The organism is Kiloniella sp., assembly GCF_048259265.1.
Lineage (GTDB): Bacteria > Pseudomonadota > Alphaproteobacteria > Kiloniellales > Kiloniellaceae > Kiloniella.
This window is the reverse complement of sequence record NZ_JBLXHT010000008.1, coordinates 17,903-35,188: the sequence shown is the minus strand read 5'-3', so window position 1 is coordinate 35,188 and position 17,286 is coordinate 17,903. Positions and strand designations below refer to the sequence as shown.

Annotated in this window: 18 protein-coding genes; 12 read left to right on the top strand and 6 right to left on the bottom strand. The window is 45.9% G+C overall.

Annotated features, from left to right (window positions below; genetic code table 11):
- Positions 1–14 precede the first annotated feature (14 nt).
- Genes phnC through phnE (ACN0QW_RS13310) form a run of 3 tightly spaced genes read left to right on the top strand, consistent with a single transcriptional unit; the run spans position 15 to position 2,436 of the window.
- Complete coding sequence (gene phnC, locus ACN0QW_RS13320; protein WP_417432115.1) at positions 15–815, top strand: phosphonate ABC transporter ATP-binding protein; 801 nt, start codon at positions 15–17, stop codon at positions 813–815.
- Positions 812–1,618 carry a phosphonate ABC transporter, permease protein PhnE gene (phnE, locus tag ACN0QW_RS13315; protein ID WP_417432114.1) on the top strand — a complete coding sequence of 269 codons (807 nt, stop codon included), beginning with the start codon at positions 812–814 and terminating at the stop codon, positions 1,616–1,618. Before phnC ends, phnE (ACN0QW_RS13315) begins: the two co-directional genes overlap by 4 nt.
- Positions 1,618–2,436, top strand: coding sequence for a phosphonate ABC transporter, permease protein PhnE (phnE, locus tag ACN0QW_RS13310; RefSeq protein WP_417432113.1), 819 nt, complete (start codon positions 1,618–1,620; stop codon positions 2,434–2,436). The genes phnE (ACN0QW_RS13315) and phnE (ACN0QW_RS13310) overlap by 1 nt, the downstream gene beginning before the upstream one ends.
- A gap of 76 nt (positions 2,437–2,512) precedes the next feature.
- Here phnE (ACN0QW_RS13310) and ACN0QW_RS13305 read toward each other — a convergent pair whose 3' ends face one another.
- Positions 2,513–3,226: an SDR family oxidoreductase gene (locus ACN0QW_RS13305; protein ID WP_417432112.1), complete on the bottom strand. Its 714-nt coding sequence runs from the start codon at positions 3,224–3,226 to the stop codon at positions 2,513–2,515.
- A gap of 102 nt (positions 3,227–3,328) precedes the next feature.
- Here ACN0QW_RS13305 and ACN0QW_RS13300 point away from each other — a divergent pair, with 102 nt between their 5' ends.
- Complete coding sequence (locus ACN0QW_RS13300; RefSeq protein ID WP_417432111.1) at positions 3,329–3,796, top strand: flavodoxin family protein; 468 nt, start codon at positions 3,329–3,331, stop codon at positions 3,794–3,796.
- Positions 3,797–3,863: 67 nt separating this feature from the next.
- Here ACN0QW_RS13300 and ACN0QW_RS13295 read toward each other — a convergent pair whose 3' ends face one another.
- Positions 3,864–4,805 (bottom strand): NAD(P)-dependent oxidoreductase, encoded by a 942-nt coding sequence (locus tag ACN0QW_RS13295; RefSeq protein WP_417432252.1) that lies wholly within the window; start codon positions 4,803–4,805, stop codon positions 3,864–3,866.
- A 63-nt stretch (positions 4,806–4,868) separates the two neighbouring features.
- On the bottom strand, positions 4,869–6,053 hold the full coding sequence (locus tag ACN0QW_RS13290; protein WP_417432110.1) for a mandelate racemase/muconate lactonizing enzyme family protein: 1,185 nt from the start codon (positions 6,051–6,053) through the stop codon (positions 4,869–4,871).
- A gap of 187 nt (positions 6,054–6,240) precedes the next feature.
- Here ACN0QW_RS13290 and ACN0QW_RS13285 point away from each other — a divergent pair, with 187 nt between their 5' ends.
- A complete protein-coding gene (locus ACN0QW_RS13285) occupies positions 6,241–7,149 on the top strand; it encodes a LysR substrate-binding domain-containing protein (RefSeq protein ID WP_417432109.1) in 909 nt (302 codons plus the stop codon).
- 15 nt (positions 7,150–7,164) lie between these two features.
- Here ACN0QW_RS13285 and ACN0QW_RS13280 read toward each other — a convergent pair whose 3' ends face one another.
- Complete coding sequence (locus tag ACN0QW_RS13280) at positions 7,165–8,058, bottom strand: DMT family transporter (RefSeq protein WP_417432108.1); 894 nt, start codon at positions 8,056–8,058, stop codon at positions 7,165–7,167.
- 56 nt (positions 8,059–8,114) lie between these two features.
- A complete protein-coding gene (locus ACN0QW_RS13275; protein WP_417432107.1) occupies positions 8,115–8,612 on the bottom strand; it encodes an Lrp/AsnC family transcriptional regulator in 498 nt (165 codons plus the stop codon).
- A 170-nt stretch (positions 8,613–8,782) separates the two neighbouring features.
- Between ACN0QW_RS13275 and ACN0QW_RS13270 the strand changes: the two genes are divergently transcribed.
- The gene (locus ACN0QW_RS13270; RefSeq protein ID WP_417432106.1) at positions 8,783–9,097 is read left to right on the top strand and encodes a hypothetical protein; all 315 of its coding nucleotides are present in this window, start codon (positions 8,783–8,785) and stop codon (positions 9,095–9,097) included.
- A gap of 9 nt (positions 9,098–9,106) precedes the next feature.
- On the opposite strand, the gene ACN0QW_RS13265 is transcribed toward ACN0QW_RS13270, so the two are convergent.
- Positions 9,107–11,185, bottom strand: a complete 2,079-nt coding sequence (locus ACN0QW_RS13265) for an FAD-dependent oxidoreductase (RefSeq protein WP_417432105.1) — start codon at positions 11,183–11,185, stop codon at positions 9,107–9,109.
- 249 nt (positions 11,186–11,434) lie between these two features.
- On the opposite strand from ACN0QW_RS13265, the gene ACN0QW_RS13260 reads away from it, so the two are divergent.
- The 6 genes from ACN0QW_RS13260 (at position 11,435) to ACN0QW_RS13235 (ending at position 17,274) form a co-directional block, all read left to right on the top strand.
- Positions 11,435–12,448 carry an ArsJ-associated glyceraldehyde-3-phosphate dehydrogenase gene (locus ACN0QW_RS13260; RefSeq protein ID WP_417432104.1) on the top strand — a complete coding sequence of 338 codons (1,014 nt, stop codon included), beginning with the start codon at positions 11,435–11,437 and terminating at the stop codon, positions 12,446–12,448.
- Between the two features lie 69 nt (positions 12,449–12,517).
- Positions 12,518–13,750 (top strand): organoarsenical effux MFS transporter ArsJ, encoded by a 1,233-nt coding sequence (arsJ, locus tag ACN0QW_RS13255; protein WP_417432103.1) that lies wholly within the window; start codon positions 12,518–12,520, stop codon positions 13,748–13,750.
- 114 nt (positions 13,751–13,864) lie between these two features.
- The gene (locus tag ACN0QW_RS13250; protein ID WP_417432102.1) at positions 13,865–15,007 is read left to right on the top strand and encodes a TRAP transporter substrate-binding protein; all 1,143 of its coding nucleotides are present in this window, start codon (positions 13,865–13,867) and stop codon (positions 15,005–15,007) included.
- A 151-nt stretch (positions 15,008–15,158) separates the two neighbouring features.
- Positions 15,159–15,848, top strand: a complete 690-nt coding sequence (locus tag ACN0QW_RS13245) for a DUF1007 family protein (protein ID WP_417432101.1) — start codon at positions 15,159–15,161, stop codon at positions 15,846–15,848.
- Positions 15,842–16,837 carry a nickel/cobalt transporter gene (locus ACN0QW_RS13240; RefSeq protein ID WP_299376506.1) on the top strand — a complete coding sequence of 332 codons (996 nt, stop codon included), beginning with the start codon at positions 15,842–15,844 and terminating at the stop codon, positions 16,835–16,837. The genes ACN0QW_RS13245 and ACN0QW_RS13240 overlap by 7 nt, the downstream gene beginning before the upstream one ends.
- Before the next feature lie 119 nt (positions 16,838–16,956).
- Positions 16,957–17,274: a hypothetical protein gene (locus tag ACN0QW_RS13235; RefSeq protein WP_417432100.1), complete on the top strand. Its 318-nt coding sequence runs from the start codon at positions 16,957–16,959 to the stop codon at positions 17,272–17,274.
- Positions 17,275–17,286: the final 12 nt, after the last annotated feature.

Sequence of the window (17,286 nt, the reverse complement as noted above, 5' to 3'; positions counted from 1 at the left end):
GACAGGTAAATAGCATGTTACACCTGAATAAACTTACCAAGCAGTATGCAACGGGTGATATGGCTCTCAAGAGTGTGGAGCTTGAGATTCCTAAGGGACAGGTCGTTGCGTTAATCGGGCCATCCGGTGCGGGTAAAAGTACTTTGATTCGCTGCATAAATCGGTTGGTTGAACCAACGTCAGGCAGTGTTACGCTCAATGGAAAAGAACTGACGAAACTCGGTTCTGGTGCCCTGCGTCAAGCAAGACGGCGTATGGGAATGATTTTCCAAGAATATGCCTTGGTTGAGCGACTGACGGTTATGGAAAATGTTCTTTCCGGACGATTGGGGTACGTTGGTTTCTGGCGTTCTTTTCTCCGTAAATATCCGCAAAGCGATGTTGATGAAGCTTTTCGTTTGTTAGAACGGGTTGGTCTGGATCATATGGCGGACAAACGCGCAGATGAGTTGTCTGGTGGTCAGAGACAGCGTGTTGGTATTGCGCGCGCCTTGATTCAGGATCCGGAACTTCTTTTAGTCGATGAACCAACTGCCTCTCTTGATCCGAAAACATCTCGTCAAATTATGCGATTGATCTGTGAACTCTGTGCGGAACGTAATCTTGCGGCAATTATTAACATTCACGATGTTGCTTTGGCGCAAATGTTTGTTCAGCGGGTTATTGGCCTACGTTTTGGCGAAGTGGTTTATGACGGCCCACCCGATCAACTTAAGCCGGATATCTTAACTGAAATTTATGGTGAAGAAGATTGGGAAGCGACCATCGAAGCCGTGGATGAGGACGACGAGGCGGAACAGGGGGCTGTTGCATGAGCGCTTCGATGACTGCTTCGCGCAAATGGCGAAAGCCGCCGATGATCAAAAACCCTCTTATGCGTTGGGGGTTGACCACTGGGTGCTTAATTTACCTTGTGCTGGCGTTTGGCTCGTTCGATATAAATTGGTCGCGGGTTTACGAGGGATTAGATCGTGGCTGGCAGTTTATACTTGCTTTTTCTGAGCCAGATTTTTTAAGTCGGAAGTCAGATATTATTGATGGTATGGTTGAATCTGCCATTATGACAATAACGTCAACGGCCTGTGGTATCTTGATCTCGATCCCAATTGGTCTTGGGGCTGCGCGAAATATAGCACCTTTACCAGTTTATTTTATTTGCCGGGGAATTATTGCAATTTCTCGTGCGTTACACGAAATCATTGTTGCCATTCTATTGGTTGCTATCTTTGGTTTCGGGCCTTTTGCCGGGTTTGTGACGTTGTCTTTTGCAACAATTGGCTTTCTTGCAAAGTTGCTTGCGGAAGATATCGAAGATACAGACCGATCACAGGCCGAAGCAATTAAAGCGACAGGGGCTAGCTGGTGGCAATGGGTTACTTATGGCATTCAGCCACAGGTAATGCCGCGTTTGATCGGGTTGTCTATGTACAGGCTGGATATCAACTTCCGTGAATCTGCGATTCTCGGTTTGGTTGGTGCTGGTGGTATCGGCGCGACATTAAATACGGCGTTTGATCGTTATGAGTTTGATACAGCAGCGGCAATCATCATTATGATTATTGCCATTGTTATGCTGCTTGAATATCTCTCTGGCGTTATTCGGGCGAGGTTACAATAATGGCTATATCTACAAATAAAAAGGGTCAAAAAATTTGGGCCGTCCGCGATCAAAAAACACAGTTAACACGTTGGTTCGGGTACTTTGTAGCTGTCGCTTTGATTGTTTATTGCTGGTTGACAATCTCTGAAGCTACGACCTGGTTCTTTGTTGTTGATGCTCCGCGAATTGCAGGTGACATCGGTGGTCGGGCAATGCCGCCCAAATGGTCCTATATCAATGAGCTATGGGAACCTCTTTGGGATACGATTAACATTGCAACAATCGGGACCGTTCTGTCCTTGATCATTGCTGTCCCTGTTGCCTTTATGGCTGCACGGAACACAACACCGCATCAGATTTTATGTCGGTGGCCTGCCTTATTGATCATTGTCTCCTCACGCTCAATCAATTCCCTGATCTGGGCTTTGTTATTGGTGGCGATTATTGGTCCCGGGATTTTTGCCGGAACCATTGCCATTGCTCTGCGATCTATCGGGTTTTGTGCAAAGCTTCTTTATGAGGCGATTGAAGAGATTGATGAGAAGCAGGTAGAGGCAATAACGGCGACGGGCGCGAGCAGATGGCAAGTTATGGCCTATGCTATCGTTCCACAGATCATGCCATCTTTTGCTGGAATTACTGTTTTCCGGTGGGATATTAATATCCGCGAATCAACGGTTCTTGGCCTGGTTGGAGCAGGAGGAATTGGTTTGCAGATGCAATCTTCCCTTAGTGTTCTGGCGTGGCCACAAGTTTCTTTGATTTTGCTGGTTATTTTTGCGGCTGTGATCCTTAGCGAAATGGTTTCTGCCAAGGTACGTGCTGCAATTATCTAATAAGAGAAAACCGTTCACATAACAAAAGGCCTCGAAAACGATTTCGAGGCCTTTTGTTATGTTGAATAAGGTGAACTTATAAATAATCATTAATGCTGCGACCTGATACGTGGCCCCACAGAATTTTCTCGTCAGTTAACATGTGTTCGATCATGCTAGCGGCATCTGTTGGTGTCATTGCTACATCCAGAGCTCTATCGATTCCGGCAGTAGAATACATATTAGTATCAACTTTTCCCGGATAAAATCCCATGACTCGAACGCCTTTCGGGGCGCATTCAACTTCCATACAGCCTGTGAAGCCGCGTATAGCCCATTTGCTTCCAGCATAGACGGAAATGGATTTTCGGCAATATAGGGCGCCTGTGGAGACAACATTGATAATTGCCCCAGATTTTCGATTTAACATGTTTGGTAACACGGCGTGTGTCATGAACATGGTACCAAGGGTGTTGGTTTCCATAACCGCACGGATATCAGCGGTGTTATAGTCTTCAAAAGCACCTTCTAACCAAATACCGGCATTGTTTACCAATCCCCATACAGGTCCGATATCCTGTTCTACGGTTTTAACAATTCGGGTACATTCTTCTTCATTTGCAACATCCAGTTGATAGCCGGGTATGCTAAATTTTCCTGTACAGGATTTAACCTTGTTGAGGTTGCGTCCGGTTAAAACAGGGCGATATCCTGCTTCTTTGATTTTTTCTACGGTTGCGAGGCCAATGCCACTGGTCGCACCGGTAATCAAAACAACTTTATTCTCGTGGGATGTGCTTTGTTGGGACATGTTTAGGTGAGCTTTCGAAATAAATCTGATAATAAAACGATTAGTGTTATCTTACTGGTGTAACAGTAATTAGTGTAGTCATCCTTTTTAAGATTTTACCTCATGAATAAAAACCTTCTTATCGTCGGACATGTTCCTTCGCCCAATACAGAAATTTTGCGTGATGCTGTGGTTAAAGGAGCAACACGCCCTGATATCTCGGGAATAAGGGTAGTGGTGCGAAATCCTTTTGAGGCGAATGCAGAGGATGTTTTGAAGGCGGATGGAATTTTATTGGGAACCACCGAAAACCTAGGTTATATGAGCGGGGCTTTGAAGGATTTTTTTGACCGTATCTACTATCCCTGTCTTGAGAAAAAGCAAGGCTTGCCTTACGGCATCTATATCAGAGCAGGACATGATGGGACCGGGACCAAACGTGCTGTTGAGACGATTATTACTGGCTTACGTTGGACCTCCGTACAGGAAGAAGCTTTGATCTGTCGAGGTGACTATAAATCAGAGTTTGAAGGTCAATGTGAAGAACTTGGCATGTTGATGGCTGCTGGGCTAGAAGCAGGAATTTTTTAACGTAAACCTGTTGATAGCGCTGAAGCGTATTTAACCTGAAAGTAATAACGGTTTATCGTGTTTGGATTTATCCAGCGTTTTCTTCTGTAAGTTCTACAGGGTAGCCTTCTGCACGCATTTTTATGCCACAGGCCTGTTCGATCATTCTGGCGACTTCCGGCGACTGCGCCGCACCCCCAAACAGTCCTTTCGCCCGACGATAGATCTGTTGTGTTGCGCTTCCAAGTTCTAGCGGGACGCCTGTTTTATCTGCGATATCCTGTGCAAGACCCAGATCTTTTAGGACAAGATCAATGGGGAAGTTGACGTCGTAACTGCCGCTAAGAATAAGCTTTGATTCTGTTTCATGAGCAAAAGAATTGCCCGAACTGTGACGAATACCTTTCCAGATTGCATCCATATCGACACCATATTTACGGGCGAGCATCATGCCTTCGCTTGCGGCGACAAGATTGATGAAGGCAAGCATGTTTGTTACGACTTTAACAACGGTGGCGTGGCCTGTCGGTCCCATGTAGAGAATTTCGCCACCCATGATTTTCAACACAGGTTTTATCTTGTCGTAAATGGTTTCCTCGCCACCGACCAGGATTGTGATCAGACCAGAATGCGCCCTGTGAACACCGCCGGTTACGGGGCACTCTAAAGCATCAATGCCCTTTGTTTTTGCCAGGTCGGTCAGGCGTTGCAGGTCTTCGAAATCTGTGGTGCTCATTTCTATCCAAGTTGCGCCGGACGTTAGGTTTTCGAGCACACCGTTATTACCTTCGACCACAATTCTTGATGCAGCAGGGGATGGAAGGGCGGTAATAACAACTTCGGCACCGCTACAGGTTCCGGCGACATCATTTGACCATTTTGCCCCTGCCTCGAGTAAGCGATTTGCGGCTTCTTTATTGAGATCTGTTACCGTGACATCACAACCAGCCGTGACAAGGTTCATTGCCAGTGGTTCACCAAGACTTCCCAGACCGATAAAGCCAATTTTCATTGTGTGCGCTCCCGTAATGCTCAGCCTGCCAAAGATCAGGACTGACGTTTTATTATTATATTTTTAAACCAAGGCTTAATGTCAAACAGGGTCTGGATGCATTTCCAGATGCAGGGCCTTCCCATTGTAAGGATTGGCCTCAGCAACCTGCTCGTTCAATTCAACGCCGATCCCCGGCTCTTTGGATGGGATAATATAGCCGTCTTCCCAAACCATGGGTTTTTTCAGAATTTCAGAATGAAAACCCTGCCATTGTTGGATGCTTTCCTGAATAAGGAAATTCGGGCTACAGGCCCCGATCTGAACGTTGGCGGCGCCTTCAATGGGACCACAGTAGAGGTGAGGGGCAATTTGCGCATAGCTTGCTTCTGCCATAGCCGAAATTTTCTTGGCTTCAAGGATGCCACCAACCCGCCCCAGTGCAAACTGGAGGATAGAAGCCGCACCGCTTTGTAGCACGCGCTGGAATTCATATTTTGTAGCAAGTCGTTCGCCCGTTGCAATGGGAATAGAGGTGCTGCGTGCGACTTTGGCCATTTCTTCCTGATTGTCTGGTGGTGTTGGTTCTTCAAACCACAGTGGGTCATAAGGCTCCAGGCGTTTTGCCAGTCTTATTGCTCCAGCAGCGGTCATTTGACCATGGGTTCCAAACAAGAGATCACACCGGTTCCCAACAGCTTCGCGAATTTTTCGGGCGAATTCTTCTGAGCGATCCAATTCCTCCAGCGAAAGTTGCCGGGGATCAAACGCTGTATAAGGTCCTGCAGGGTCAAATTTAACAGCAGTAAAACCTTGTTTTGCATAATCAGCCGCACGTTCTGCCGCCAGATCAGCATCCATATAAACGTCTGTCGTGTCACCTTCTTGCGGGTAAAGATAGGTGTAGGATCTGAGCTTCTCATGGACCTGTCCGCCCAGAAGCTCATACACAGGTTTGTCGAGAGCTTTACCAATAATATCCCAAAGGGCAGTCTCCAGACCACTTAGAATACCCATTGTCGAAATATCGGTTCTCTGTGTAAAGCCACCGGAATATACTCGTCGCCAGAGTGTTTCGATTTTGAAAGGATCCATGCCTTCGACATGTCGCGAAAACATGTCATCAATCATGGCCTCGACAACTTTGGGATGGAAGGGAACTGAATAGACTTCTCCGATCCCTTCGATACCTGTATCAGTTGTGAGTTTTGTAAAAATCCAGTACTTGCCACCAAAATTAGGAGGAGGATTGCCGACAACGAACGTTTTTAACTCGGTAATTTTCATTTTGGCCTCAATAGACTGCTTTAACCGATGGTTTTTATTATTTTACCTCATCAAGAATGAGCCTATCGAAAAAAAATCGCAATTGATGTTTTTAATCCAATTGGTTCAAAAAATATTCCAGTTTCCCTGTTCCAATTGCTCGTGTGCTGTGTGAATAATATCTGGTGGGCTTTAAAATGAGGTCGTGATGGCTGGGCAGATAGATTTAAAAAAATTACCCCCTTTGAAAGCTTTAAAAGGTTTTGAGGCGGCAGCAAGGCTTTTGAGTTTTAGAGGCGCTGCGGGTGAATTGAATCTGACGCATACGGCTATCAGTCATCAAATTAAAGTTCTGGAAGAAGATCTTAATATTAAATTATTTCAACGGGATGGACGTGGCGTTAAGCTAACGTCTGAGGGGCAGCAGTTTTATCTTGTAGTCAGAAATATTCTTGAACAGCTGATTCATTCTTCGGAAGTGATTCGGTCAAGTGGACAAGCGCAAAAGTTACGTGTTCAAGCCTTTGTAACCTTATCCATTCGCTGGCTGGCTAGGCGAATGTCGCGGTTTCGTGTGGCACACCCCGATTTGGATGTTCAGATAACGTCCAGTATTCTTGATGGGGCTTTTGATGAAGTGAATGAAGATGTGGGGATCATCTATAGTCCTCTGCCTGTCGCGAAGCACCTGCATTGGATACCTTTGTTCGCCGCGGAGCTTATGCCTGTCTGTAGCCCTGATCTTCTAAAGAGAAAAGGTAATAAGATCTCTGCCGAAGAGCTGCTTACTTTACCTCTTTTGAAGGTTTACACGGCTGATAATCATTGGGAAGAGTGGTTTCAGTCACTTGGAATTTTTGCCGAAATATCTCGTAATTCTATCGCCGTTGATACTGTGGCAATTGCCCTGGAAATGGCATTGGACGGAGAGGGCGTGGCCATGGTCAATGGGCCCTTTGCTGACAATGACCTCAAAGCAGGACGTTTGGTCCACCCGATCAAACATATTACAAAGGCACCCGGTGAATGGGGAATTGTCTGTCGGAAAGAACTAAAAGATGAGCCACATATCGGGGCGTTTACATCCTGGTTGCTAGAAGATATGGCCGCTTATTAGGACTGGTTTGAAAGCTTATTTGTAGGCTTTGGAAATAGTGATCAACCCCATACCTGCAAGAACAATCAATCCGGCGAGAATCATATGTAAGGTCAGGGGTTCATTAAAAACGCTTACTGTTGCGAAAACTGCCAGTACAGGAACGATAAGGGTCAAAGGTGCGAGGAAAGAGATTGGTTGACGTCTTAACATCCAAGCCCAGGAACCATGGGCGATGATGCTTGAGGCTATTGCTGCATAGGCAATCCCAAGCCAGCTCTCTGTGCTTGCGTTTTGTAGGGTTTCCGCGATGGGGGCTTCGAGAGCGAGAGCCATACCAAAAGAGAAAGGAATGCCTAGAACCGAAGACCAACAAATAATGGCAAGAGGAGATATTTGGTTCTTTCCACGGACCAATACCATGTAGGTGCCCATAAAGAATGCTGACCCCAGTCCGGCGACCATGGCATCTAGGGTATCGAAGAACGTTGGTTCATAAAAAAGAATAACAATACCTATAAAGCCAATAATCAATCCGCTTATACGTTTTATGCCGGGTGTGTCTTTGAAAAAGATCCAAGCGAGTAATACTGAGAAGGCGGGGCCGACTTGTATGATGACAGAGATTGCCCCGACACTGGCTGTGTTCTGGATTGACCAGAAGAGTAGTCCGAAATGACCTGGCACAAGCGCGGCACTGATTAACAGTAAAGATCGAAACTGGCCTTTGGGAAATTTAACAAAAGGCGCTAGAAGTAGGACGATGATGCTGAAACGAATACCCAAGGCCGTCCATACAGGAAACTCATCTACACTGACTTTGACTGCGATGTAGTTCAGCGCCCAAAGAATGAAGATCATCGCGAGTACGCTATAATCGATCAGCCCAACGGGTTGGTCTCCACCGGATGGAGTTATCGCTTTGGTCATGCTTTTCTTTCATGGCGAGGTTGGCCCATCTGGTACATTCAGAGTATCAGATTAGGTCATCTATCTTGATTGCCCTCAAGATAGAGATGATCAAGAGGAAGGCTGGTGGTATCGACAAAACGTGTCAGGGCTGTTGATGAACTGATTTCTTGAACGCCTTCGATTTGCGATAAGTCCTGCCAAAAGAAACGTTCATAATCCTCAATATCCTTAACGATGATCTTTAGCAAGAAATCAACGCTACCCATTAGGGTATGGCATTCAATAACCTGTGGAAATTTCTGCACTGCTTTTACAAAGTCTGGCAGGGCGTCCTTTACATGATGGTGCATTTTGACCTGTGCAAAAACGGTAACACCAAGACCAATTTTCTTTTGATCTATGATGGCAACGCGGTCCTTGATCACCCCTTCGTCAAGCAAACGTTGAATGCGACGCCAGCATACTGATTTTGATGATCCTAATTTTTCGGCAAGTTCTGTTACTGGTATAGTAACGTCTTTTTGCAAGCTTTCCAGGATGCGAATATCAAGGTTATCTAATTTTATGGTCATTTTTCCTGATAATATTTATTTTTAAGATATTATGTTTCTAACAATAGCATTTAAATGATGCATTGGGGAAGAAATACCTGCTCACTTTTGTAATATTGGCTATATCAGGACAGATGTAGTGATCTTGGCCTAAAAAGAAAAAATAGTGATCGTAATCGGGATGAATTTCTGTGCCAAAAACAACAAATATAAATACGCGGGTTGAGTTTGATATTGTGGCAATGAGTGAACCAAATACATTGTTACGAATATTGGAATACTTTGCATTGATCGGGGCGACTCCAGGCAATGTGAAAGCTGATGCTACCTCGGACGGCACACAAACTATTTCGATTATTGTTGAGGGGGTATCTGAGCAACGCGCTTATATACTTGCGGGCAAAATCAATGAGATCTTTACAGTCAACTCTACAAGTTATGTCATTGAACCAATCAAGACATCGGTCGGTAAGACAAACCACCCAGATATGCTGATGTGTGCCTGAAACACGGGTTTAGGAAATCAGGCCGGGTCTTTCCCCATCAAAGAGAGCAGCATCCCAGCTTTCGCCCTCTAGGCATCTCGCAGCAAGGTGTCCGTAGTACACTGCCGATGCCAAAGAACCGGGTGAATAGGCATCACCAATGACCTCCAAGGTTTTGATCCCGGCTTGTTCGAGCTTGTCTGGATTACTTTGCAGTTGATGATACAGCGCATCGTTGGCATGTTTTGCGGTCACAAGTAACAAACTATCACCTTGAATAGTTTTTGTTCGGCCTGTGAAAGTGCAGGATAGTCCTATCTGGTTTTCGGCAACATTTGATACGGCCTGATTCGTGATGAGCTCCACACCAAGATTGATAAGTTTGGCCTGTATCTTTTCCTGTTCGAGTGTGTATTCACTCCATGCTGATATCTTTGCCGCGGGTGTTACCAAGGCTACCTTTTCCCCGTCGCTGATAAGTTTTTCGGCGAGTACACCTCCCATGTAATAGTGATCATCATCATAGATAATGGTATGTCCAGTCGGATTCTTTCCATTCATTATATCATCGGGTGTAAAGCTCGGAATGGTATCCAATCCGGGAATCGGTTTTTGATAATATCGTCCGGTGCCATCTCGACGCCAATGAGATCCCGTGGCAAGCAAGACATGAGGAAAACCAAATTCCAGTATGGCGTCTTCATCAAGTGGGCTGTCTTTGTAAATTTCAACATTGGCCATTTGAGTGAGAAGATTTACGCGGTAATCCCGGACGCGGGCATAACTGGATAGGCCGGGGAGTTGACTTTCTTTTGTGGCTCGCCCACCAAGTTCCTTGCCTGATTCTGCCAAAGTGACCTGATAGCCTCTGTTGGCAAGCTGTAGGGCTGCTTCTAACCCTGAAGGGCCAGCACCGACGACAAGCACAGAACTATCCGATGCCTTGGGGGCAATTTTTTCCGGATGCCACTTGCGTCGCCATTCTTCGCCCATTGTCGGGTTTTGTGTGCATCGGATGGGAACGCTGAGATTGTCACCGCTAACGCAGATATTACATCCTATGCATTCGCGTATTTCGTCAATGCGCCCTTGGGCTATTTTGTTTGGTAAAAAAGGGTCCGCGATTGATGGACGTGCCGCCCCGATGAGATCAAGGACACCGCGTTTGATCTGGGAAACCATGGCATCTGGTGAAGTGAACCGTCCCACACCAACAACGGGTTTAGTGGTCAGAGACTTCACAAAAGATGTATATTTTTCCTGATAGCCTTCTATCGGTTCAAAACGTGCCGTGGAAGAGTCATGCGACCAGCCACTGATATTTACATCCCAAAGATCTGGAAGTTCGGCGAGAAGTCCGACAACTTCTTGCGCTTCCCCTTCAGAGGTCATACCGCCTTTGCCCATAAGTTCATCGACGGCAAAACGAAAGGCGATGGCACATTGATCGCCAACGGCATCTTTCACCTCAGAGATAACTTCACGGGTTAGGCGTACCCGGTTCTTGATGGTGCCTCCGTAGTTGTCGCTTCGGTGATTAAAGCGTTCCAACATAAAATGCATAAGGGTGGTCATACAATGGCCAGCATAGACATAGATAATGTCGTAACCTGCTTCGCGCGCGTTTAACGCTGCCTGACGATGCCATTTTCGGAAATTCTTGATGTCGGTTAAATCCATAGCACGCGCATGAACTGGGTCGTAGGAATCAACAGGTATTGGAGATGGAGCCATAGGGGGCAGCCGAGATGTCCTATTGGGAGCGTGGAATCCGTTGTGAACAAGCTCAATTCCCGCGAGTGCGTCATGTTCGTGGACCGCAGAGGTCATTAATCTGTGGGCGGGAATGTCAGATTTATCCCAAAGCCGCCCTTCGATTGAGGGAGAGATCTCTGATGAGGGATGAACTTCAACTTCTTCTGTACAGACGGCCCCCCAACCACCCTCGGCCTTGATACCACGCATGGCAGCAAGACTTTGCGGGCGAGCATACCCCATCCCATTACAATGTGGCACCTGATAAAATCGATTTTTCATGGTAACGGGGCCGATTCTTATCGGCTCGAAAAGGATATCATATCGAGAATTGCGGGCGTTGGAGGAGGGCATGTTAGGTTTCCGGATATCTGCTGACGTACTTGTGGCTTGTTTCTTTAAGCTCATTACGTTGATGATGTCAGAAGCAAGAGGGTGAGGCCAACAAGATTTATTTATGATGCTTTCATTCAGCTAATAGGAATTTAGTTGTGATTTTTATCTGAGCCGTCATGAAAAATTCATTTGCGTTACTCACTATTTCGAATATTTTCGAAATAGTGTTTTTACAGGACGAATATCGAGAATAGAAGGATCAAAACTGTGGCAGTACGTGTGGGCATTAATGGCTTTGGCCGTATGGGAAAACTTGTGCTGCGGGCGGCGTGGGACATGGAGGGCATCGACATTGTTCATATCAATGAAATCAGTGGGGGCGTAGAGTGCGCGGCTCACTTGCTGGAATTTGATACTGTCCATGGCCGGTGGGATAAAGTTATTGATGTTGAGGGGGATACCATCATCATCGAAGGGCAGGCTATGAGTTTTTCTGAAGAAAAAAACATATCCCATGTCGGTTGGGCCGATCGTGGTGTGGATGTGGTTCTTGAATGTTCGGGCAAGTTCAAAAGCAGAGAAGCCCTGACCCCTTATCTTGATGAGGGGGTGAAAAAGGTTCTGGTGGCTGCGCCTGTTAAGTCAGAAGGGGTTCCTAATTTGGTCTATGGCGTTAATGAAGATCTTTATGACCTGACCAAGGATGACATCTTAACTGCTGCATCCTGTACAACGAACTGTATTGCCCCTGTTATTAAGGTAATCCACGAAGCTTTGGGTATTGAACGTGGTTCCATTACAACCATTCACGATGTTACCAATACACAGGTCATGGTTGATGCGCCGCACAAGGATTTACGCCGCGCCCGATCAGGGCTTAATTCTTTGATCCCGACGACGACGGGGTCTGCAACCGCGATTACGATGATCTACCCGGAGTTAAAAGGAAAATTGAACGGTCATGCCGTAAGGGTGCCCCTGTTAAATGCTTCTTTGACCGATTGTGTATTTGAGTTGGCCCGGGATACAACTGTGGAAGAGGTTAATCAGCTCTTTCAAAACGCTGCGGATGGCGAATTAAAGGACATTCTCGGGTTCGAAAGTCGGCCACTTGTCTCTACCGATTTTGTCAATGACCCTCGCTCGGTAATCATCGATGGCCCTAGCACTATGGTAGTGGATAAGCGTCATCTGAAGATTTATGCCTGGTATGATAATGAATGGGGATATGTGAATCGCATGGTAGATTTACTGTCTATGATTAGTCGTGATCTTCACTGAAGCTAGTGATCAGGAATTAGGTCTGCATAGATTAGAGCTGACCGGGATTTAAATTGACAGGTAGATTCAATGTTTGATTTACGGAGTTATGGTGCTGTAACGGCAGCCTATTGGGGGTTTACCCTGACAGATGGTGCCTTGCGCATGCTGGTGTTGCTGCACTTCCATCGTCTTGGGTTTACCCCGCTTGATTTGGCTTATCTGTTTTTGCTTTACGAGGCGATGGGGATCGTCACCAACTTTGTTGGGGGGTGGATTGCGGCTCGGTTTGGCCTTCGACTGACGCTTTTTCTCGGTCTGATTACCCAGATTGTGGCGCTAGGATTGCTCTCTCAATTACGTGCTGAGTGGTCAATCGACTTTTCGATCATCTATGTGATGGGGGCACAGGCGTTATCAGGTGTTGCCAAAGACCTGACGAAAATGAGCTCTAAGTCTGCTGTGAAGCTTGTGGCGAAAGATGATGGCGAAGAAAAAGGAACTTTGTTCCGATGGGTCGCTATTTTAACGGGCTCTAAAAATGCCCTCAAAGGCCTTGGCTTTCTCCTCGGCAGTGTTTTGCTGGAATGGATCGGTTTTACAAATTCTCTTCTCTCAATGGCTTTGGGTTTAGTTGTCGTTCTCGTTACGACATCTCTGATCGTGAAGGTTGACTTGGGAAAGGCAAAGCAAAAAATTCGCGCCAAGGAGCTCTTTTCAAAATCAAGAGCCATAAATGTCCTTTCGTTTGCGCGAATTTTTCTCTTTGCAGCGAGAGATGTTTGGTTTGTGGTTGGGTTACCAGTTTTTCTCTATTCTACTCTTGGCTGGTCTTTTGATGAAGTCGGGGCCTTCATGGCGCTTTGGGTTATTGGTTATGGTATTGTTCAGGCGCTGGTGCCAAAATTAACTAAAAAAGTAAAAGACCCTCGTTCCGGGATTGTGGCTGCACGTTTCTGGGGGATTGTGTTGGCAGTTTTACCTGCCGTTATCGCAGCCGTTTTATGGCATGATTTACCTTTTTCTGGCGCTTTTCTTCTGGTTGGGCTTCTCGTCTTCGGCTTTGTCTTTGCGGTTAATTCTTCTCTGCATTCTTACCTTATCGTTGCCTGTTCTGATGCAGACAAGGTTACTCTCAATGTTGGGTTTTATTACATGGCCAATGCCATTGGCCGCCTTGTGGGTACGCTGCTTTCCGGGTTGATCTTTCAATATGCCGGTCTTGAAGCTTGTTTATTGGCATCAACAGCAATGCTTGTTGTTGCAACTCTTACTGCCTTTTTTCTTGAGCCAGAACAGTCTTCTATTTCGTCTTCGGCTTAAAATGCTTCATTTCAGAGCTGGCCCAAAGTTATTTTTGTGAGATGATCTTCTCGGGCATTGCGTCTTATAGGAGAGAAGGTAAAGTGGTTTCTGGTAATAATTATGGGGGCCGCAATGACCGACAAAAAGACGACGACAGAGACCTGTAAAAATCAGGATCAGCAATCTAAGGTTTTGGGCAGAAGGCAAGCACTTGGAGCTTTGGTTACTGCTGGTGCCGCGACACTTGCTGCTCCCGCTGTCGTTAAGGCTCAGGATACAATAACTTGGAAAATGGCCATGAGTTGGCCGCGCAATTCGCCTGGCGTGGGCATGAATGCTCAGCGTTTAGCCGAGATGATTACGACGATGTCCGGTGGCCGCTTACGCGTTGATGTTTATGCTGGTGGAGAGTTGGTTCCCCCCTTTGAAGTCTTCGATGCCGTGTCCAATGGTGTTGCGGAGATGGGGCATGCAACGCCTTATTATTGGCAGGGGAAAGACAAGGTCTTTCATTTTTTCACGGGTGTCCCTTTTGGGCTGAGTGTTGCTGAATATACTGGCTGGCTTTACTTCGGAGGTGGGCAAGATCTTTGGCAGAAGGCTTATGAACCCTTTGGTGTTTTACCTTTTTACGCCGGATCTTCCGGGCCACAAGCCGGAGGATGGTTCCGTAAAGAAATCAATAGTCTCGAAGATTTACAAGGCATCAAGATGCGAATCGCGGGCCTGGGCGGAGAGGTCATGCGGAAGTTGGGTGTGAATGTTGTTTTGATGCCACCGGGTGAGATTTTTGCGGCTATGAAGTCGGGTACTGTTGATGCCGCGGAATGGGTGGGTCCTTGGAACGATATTGCATTCGGGCTCTATAAAGCTGCGAATTACTATTATATGCCAGCGTTCCACGAAATTGGTCCTGCATTGGAAGCAATGGTTAACAAAGAAGCTTATGATGTTTTGCCAGATGATCTGAAAGAGATTGTAAAGCGTGCCGTTATGGCGTCTGCAAATGAGAGCTATGCTGATTTTACTTATGGAAATGTGAAGTCTTTCGAACCCCTGTTGGCAAAAGAGGGAGTTGAGTTACGTCGCTTCCCGGATGATGTGATGAAGGCGCTTTATAAGGCATCGGAAGAAACGCTGATTGAAATCAGCCAAACAAGTTCATTGGCGAAAGAAATTTTCGATAGCTTTGTCGCGTATCGAAAAGAAGCAAATAACTATGCACAAGCTTCTGAACTTGCGGCGCTTGAAATGCGCGCTAAGGCTATGGAATAGGGGCGCGAGCATCCTGTCATTCCTGAAAGAGCGTGATTGTGAATTCGGTAACTTGTATTTTTAAAATGTTATAATATAACTAATGCCGTTTTACCGTCATAATTTTATGTGACTTAAATCGTGACGGTTATCTTTAAAGGAACAGGTTAGAGTGATTTCTTGTAAACGAGTAGGGCTGAGCTGGATAAAGCGGGGCTGGAGGCAGATATTTTGTGCAGGACTTCTACTTACCTTGCTCTATCCTGCTTATGCACAATCCCATCCGCATGTTTGGGTTGATGCTGCGGTTATAATCCATCGAAATGATGATGGAGAAATCTCTGCTCTGGAACCTGTGTGGATTTTTGATGATCTTTATACAGCGTCTTTGCTGCCTGATTTGGATAAGGATCAGAGCGGTGAAGTTGAGAAAACAGAGTTGTTAACCTTTGCGAGAGAGGCCGTCGGAAATTTGCGGGAGTGGGACTATTTTTTGAAGGTTAAAAGAGACGACAAATATAGTCCCCTTTATAAAAAAGAAATTATTGCTGATGGAGCTGTGCTCAATAACCGTCTCTTATTAAGGTTTCGATTGGAACTTGAAGAACCGATTACTCAGGGTACTGCCGTTCAAATGCAAATGTATGATCCATCTTATTTCATTGCTATTGATGTTATCGAGGACAATACCGTTTCTTATCTTCCTGTGGCGATGAGTGCTTGTACTCATCGTGTTACCCATCCTGATGACAATCTAGAGAATGGGACGACGCTTTCAGATTTGGTTTTTAGTGACGAAGAAGTTGCCCAAAATCCTGATCTTGGATCAATTTTTGCTAAGACAGTTACGGTGACATGTTAAAACTATTTGGACTAAACACAAAATCGACGGCGGCAATTTTTAGTATCTTTGTGGTCTTGTTTCTATTGGCAGGAATCGTTGCGTTACTTAATATTTTCTCTGTCGAAGATCAGTCTGTAATTGATTTTACGCTTAATGAAATTCGCCTTCAGCAAAGAAATTTTTCTGACCTATTGGGCCAAGGCGTTCGGGCTCTTGGGGATGATATCGGTTTCGATTCTATTCTTCACCTCGTTTGGATTTGTTTTCTCTATGGTGTTTTCCATGCGCTGGGACCCGGCCATGGAAAAGCAGTCATTGCAAGTTATACCCTGACCACTGATACCAAGGTCTTGCCCGCAGTTTTGTTGTCTATGGCTTCTTCTTTTGTTCAAGGATTAACCGCGATCATAATCGTTGGAACGTGTTATTTTCTTCTAGAGACAAGTGTTCGAAGCACATCGCTCGCAATCGAAGATGTGATGGAACCACTTAGTTATGGTGCGGTGTCGATTGTTGGGCTTGTTCTTATTTGGCGTGGGATAAGAGGCGATGCGCATGCGGGGTGTGGGCATGATCATAGTGTAGATGGCGCGGGTGGACATCATAGTTGTTGCGGGCACAAGGTTTTGGACGAGAACAAACCGGAAGCAACGTCAGTAGGGGCCCAAAAAAGCAGACGTGATTTGATTGCGATCATTCTTGCTGTTGGTATCCGACCTTGTACGGGCGCGCTGCTGGTACTCATCCTTGCGTTTGTTCTTGGTCACTGGGCGGGTGGTTTAGCCGCCGTACTTGCAATGTCTTTTGGCACTGGTATTACCGTATCGCTTCTGGCTATAGGGGCGCGTGGTATCCGGTTTCCGCTTATGAAGATTATGGATGAAATTGGCGTACATGTGGGGTATTTCGGGCGCTATATTTCACTACTTGGTGGTATTGTTATTGTGATGATTGGCCTGTTTCTTCTGGTTGACACACTGATGACCCCCAAACATCCTTTTGCCTGAAGCAGGGGCATACGAATAGGGTATTCCAGTTGTCAATTTCGCTATCTGACTAATTCTAGGCTAAACTATGGTTCAAGTGGAAAAGACTTTGGCTTATAGGGGTGCCCAAGAGGTTTAGAATGTCAGATTTATTCAAACAGGCATTTACTGTTGCAGGCATGATTGGTTTCGTTTTTCTGACCTTTCTCGGCACGTCGATCATTACGGGGCACTTTAACTCTATTCTTTTAAATCAGCGCAAGTTTTGGAAAAACCTCTGCGGAGAGCGAGCAGATGGACCCGTTTTTATTCTGGCTGTCTTGTCTCTTGGTCTGATTGTGATGGGCTATGGAATTGAAAGCCCGTGGTTACTGGGGATGGGTCTGAGTACTGCGGTGTTCTGCTATGTTAAGTACAGAGAAACGACTGTTGTTGATCCTTTTGATGATCAGGAATAACGGCTTTAATTG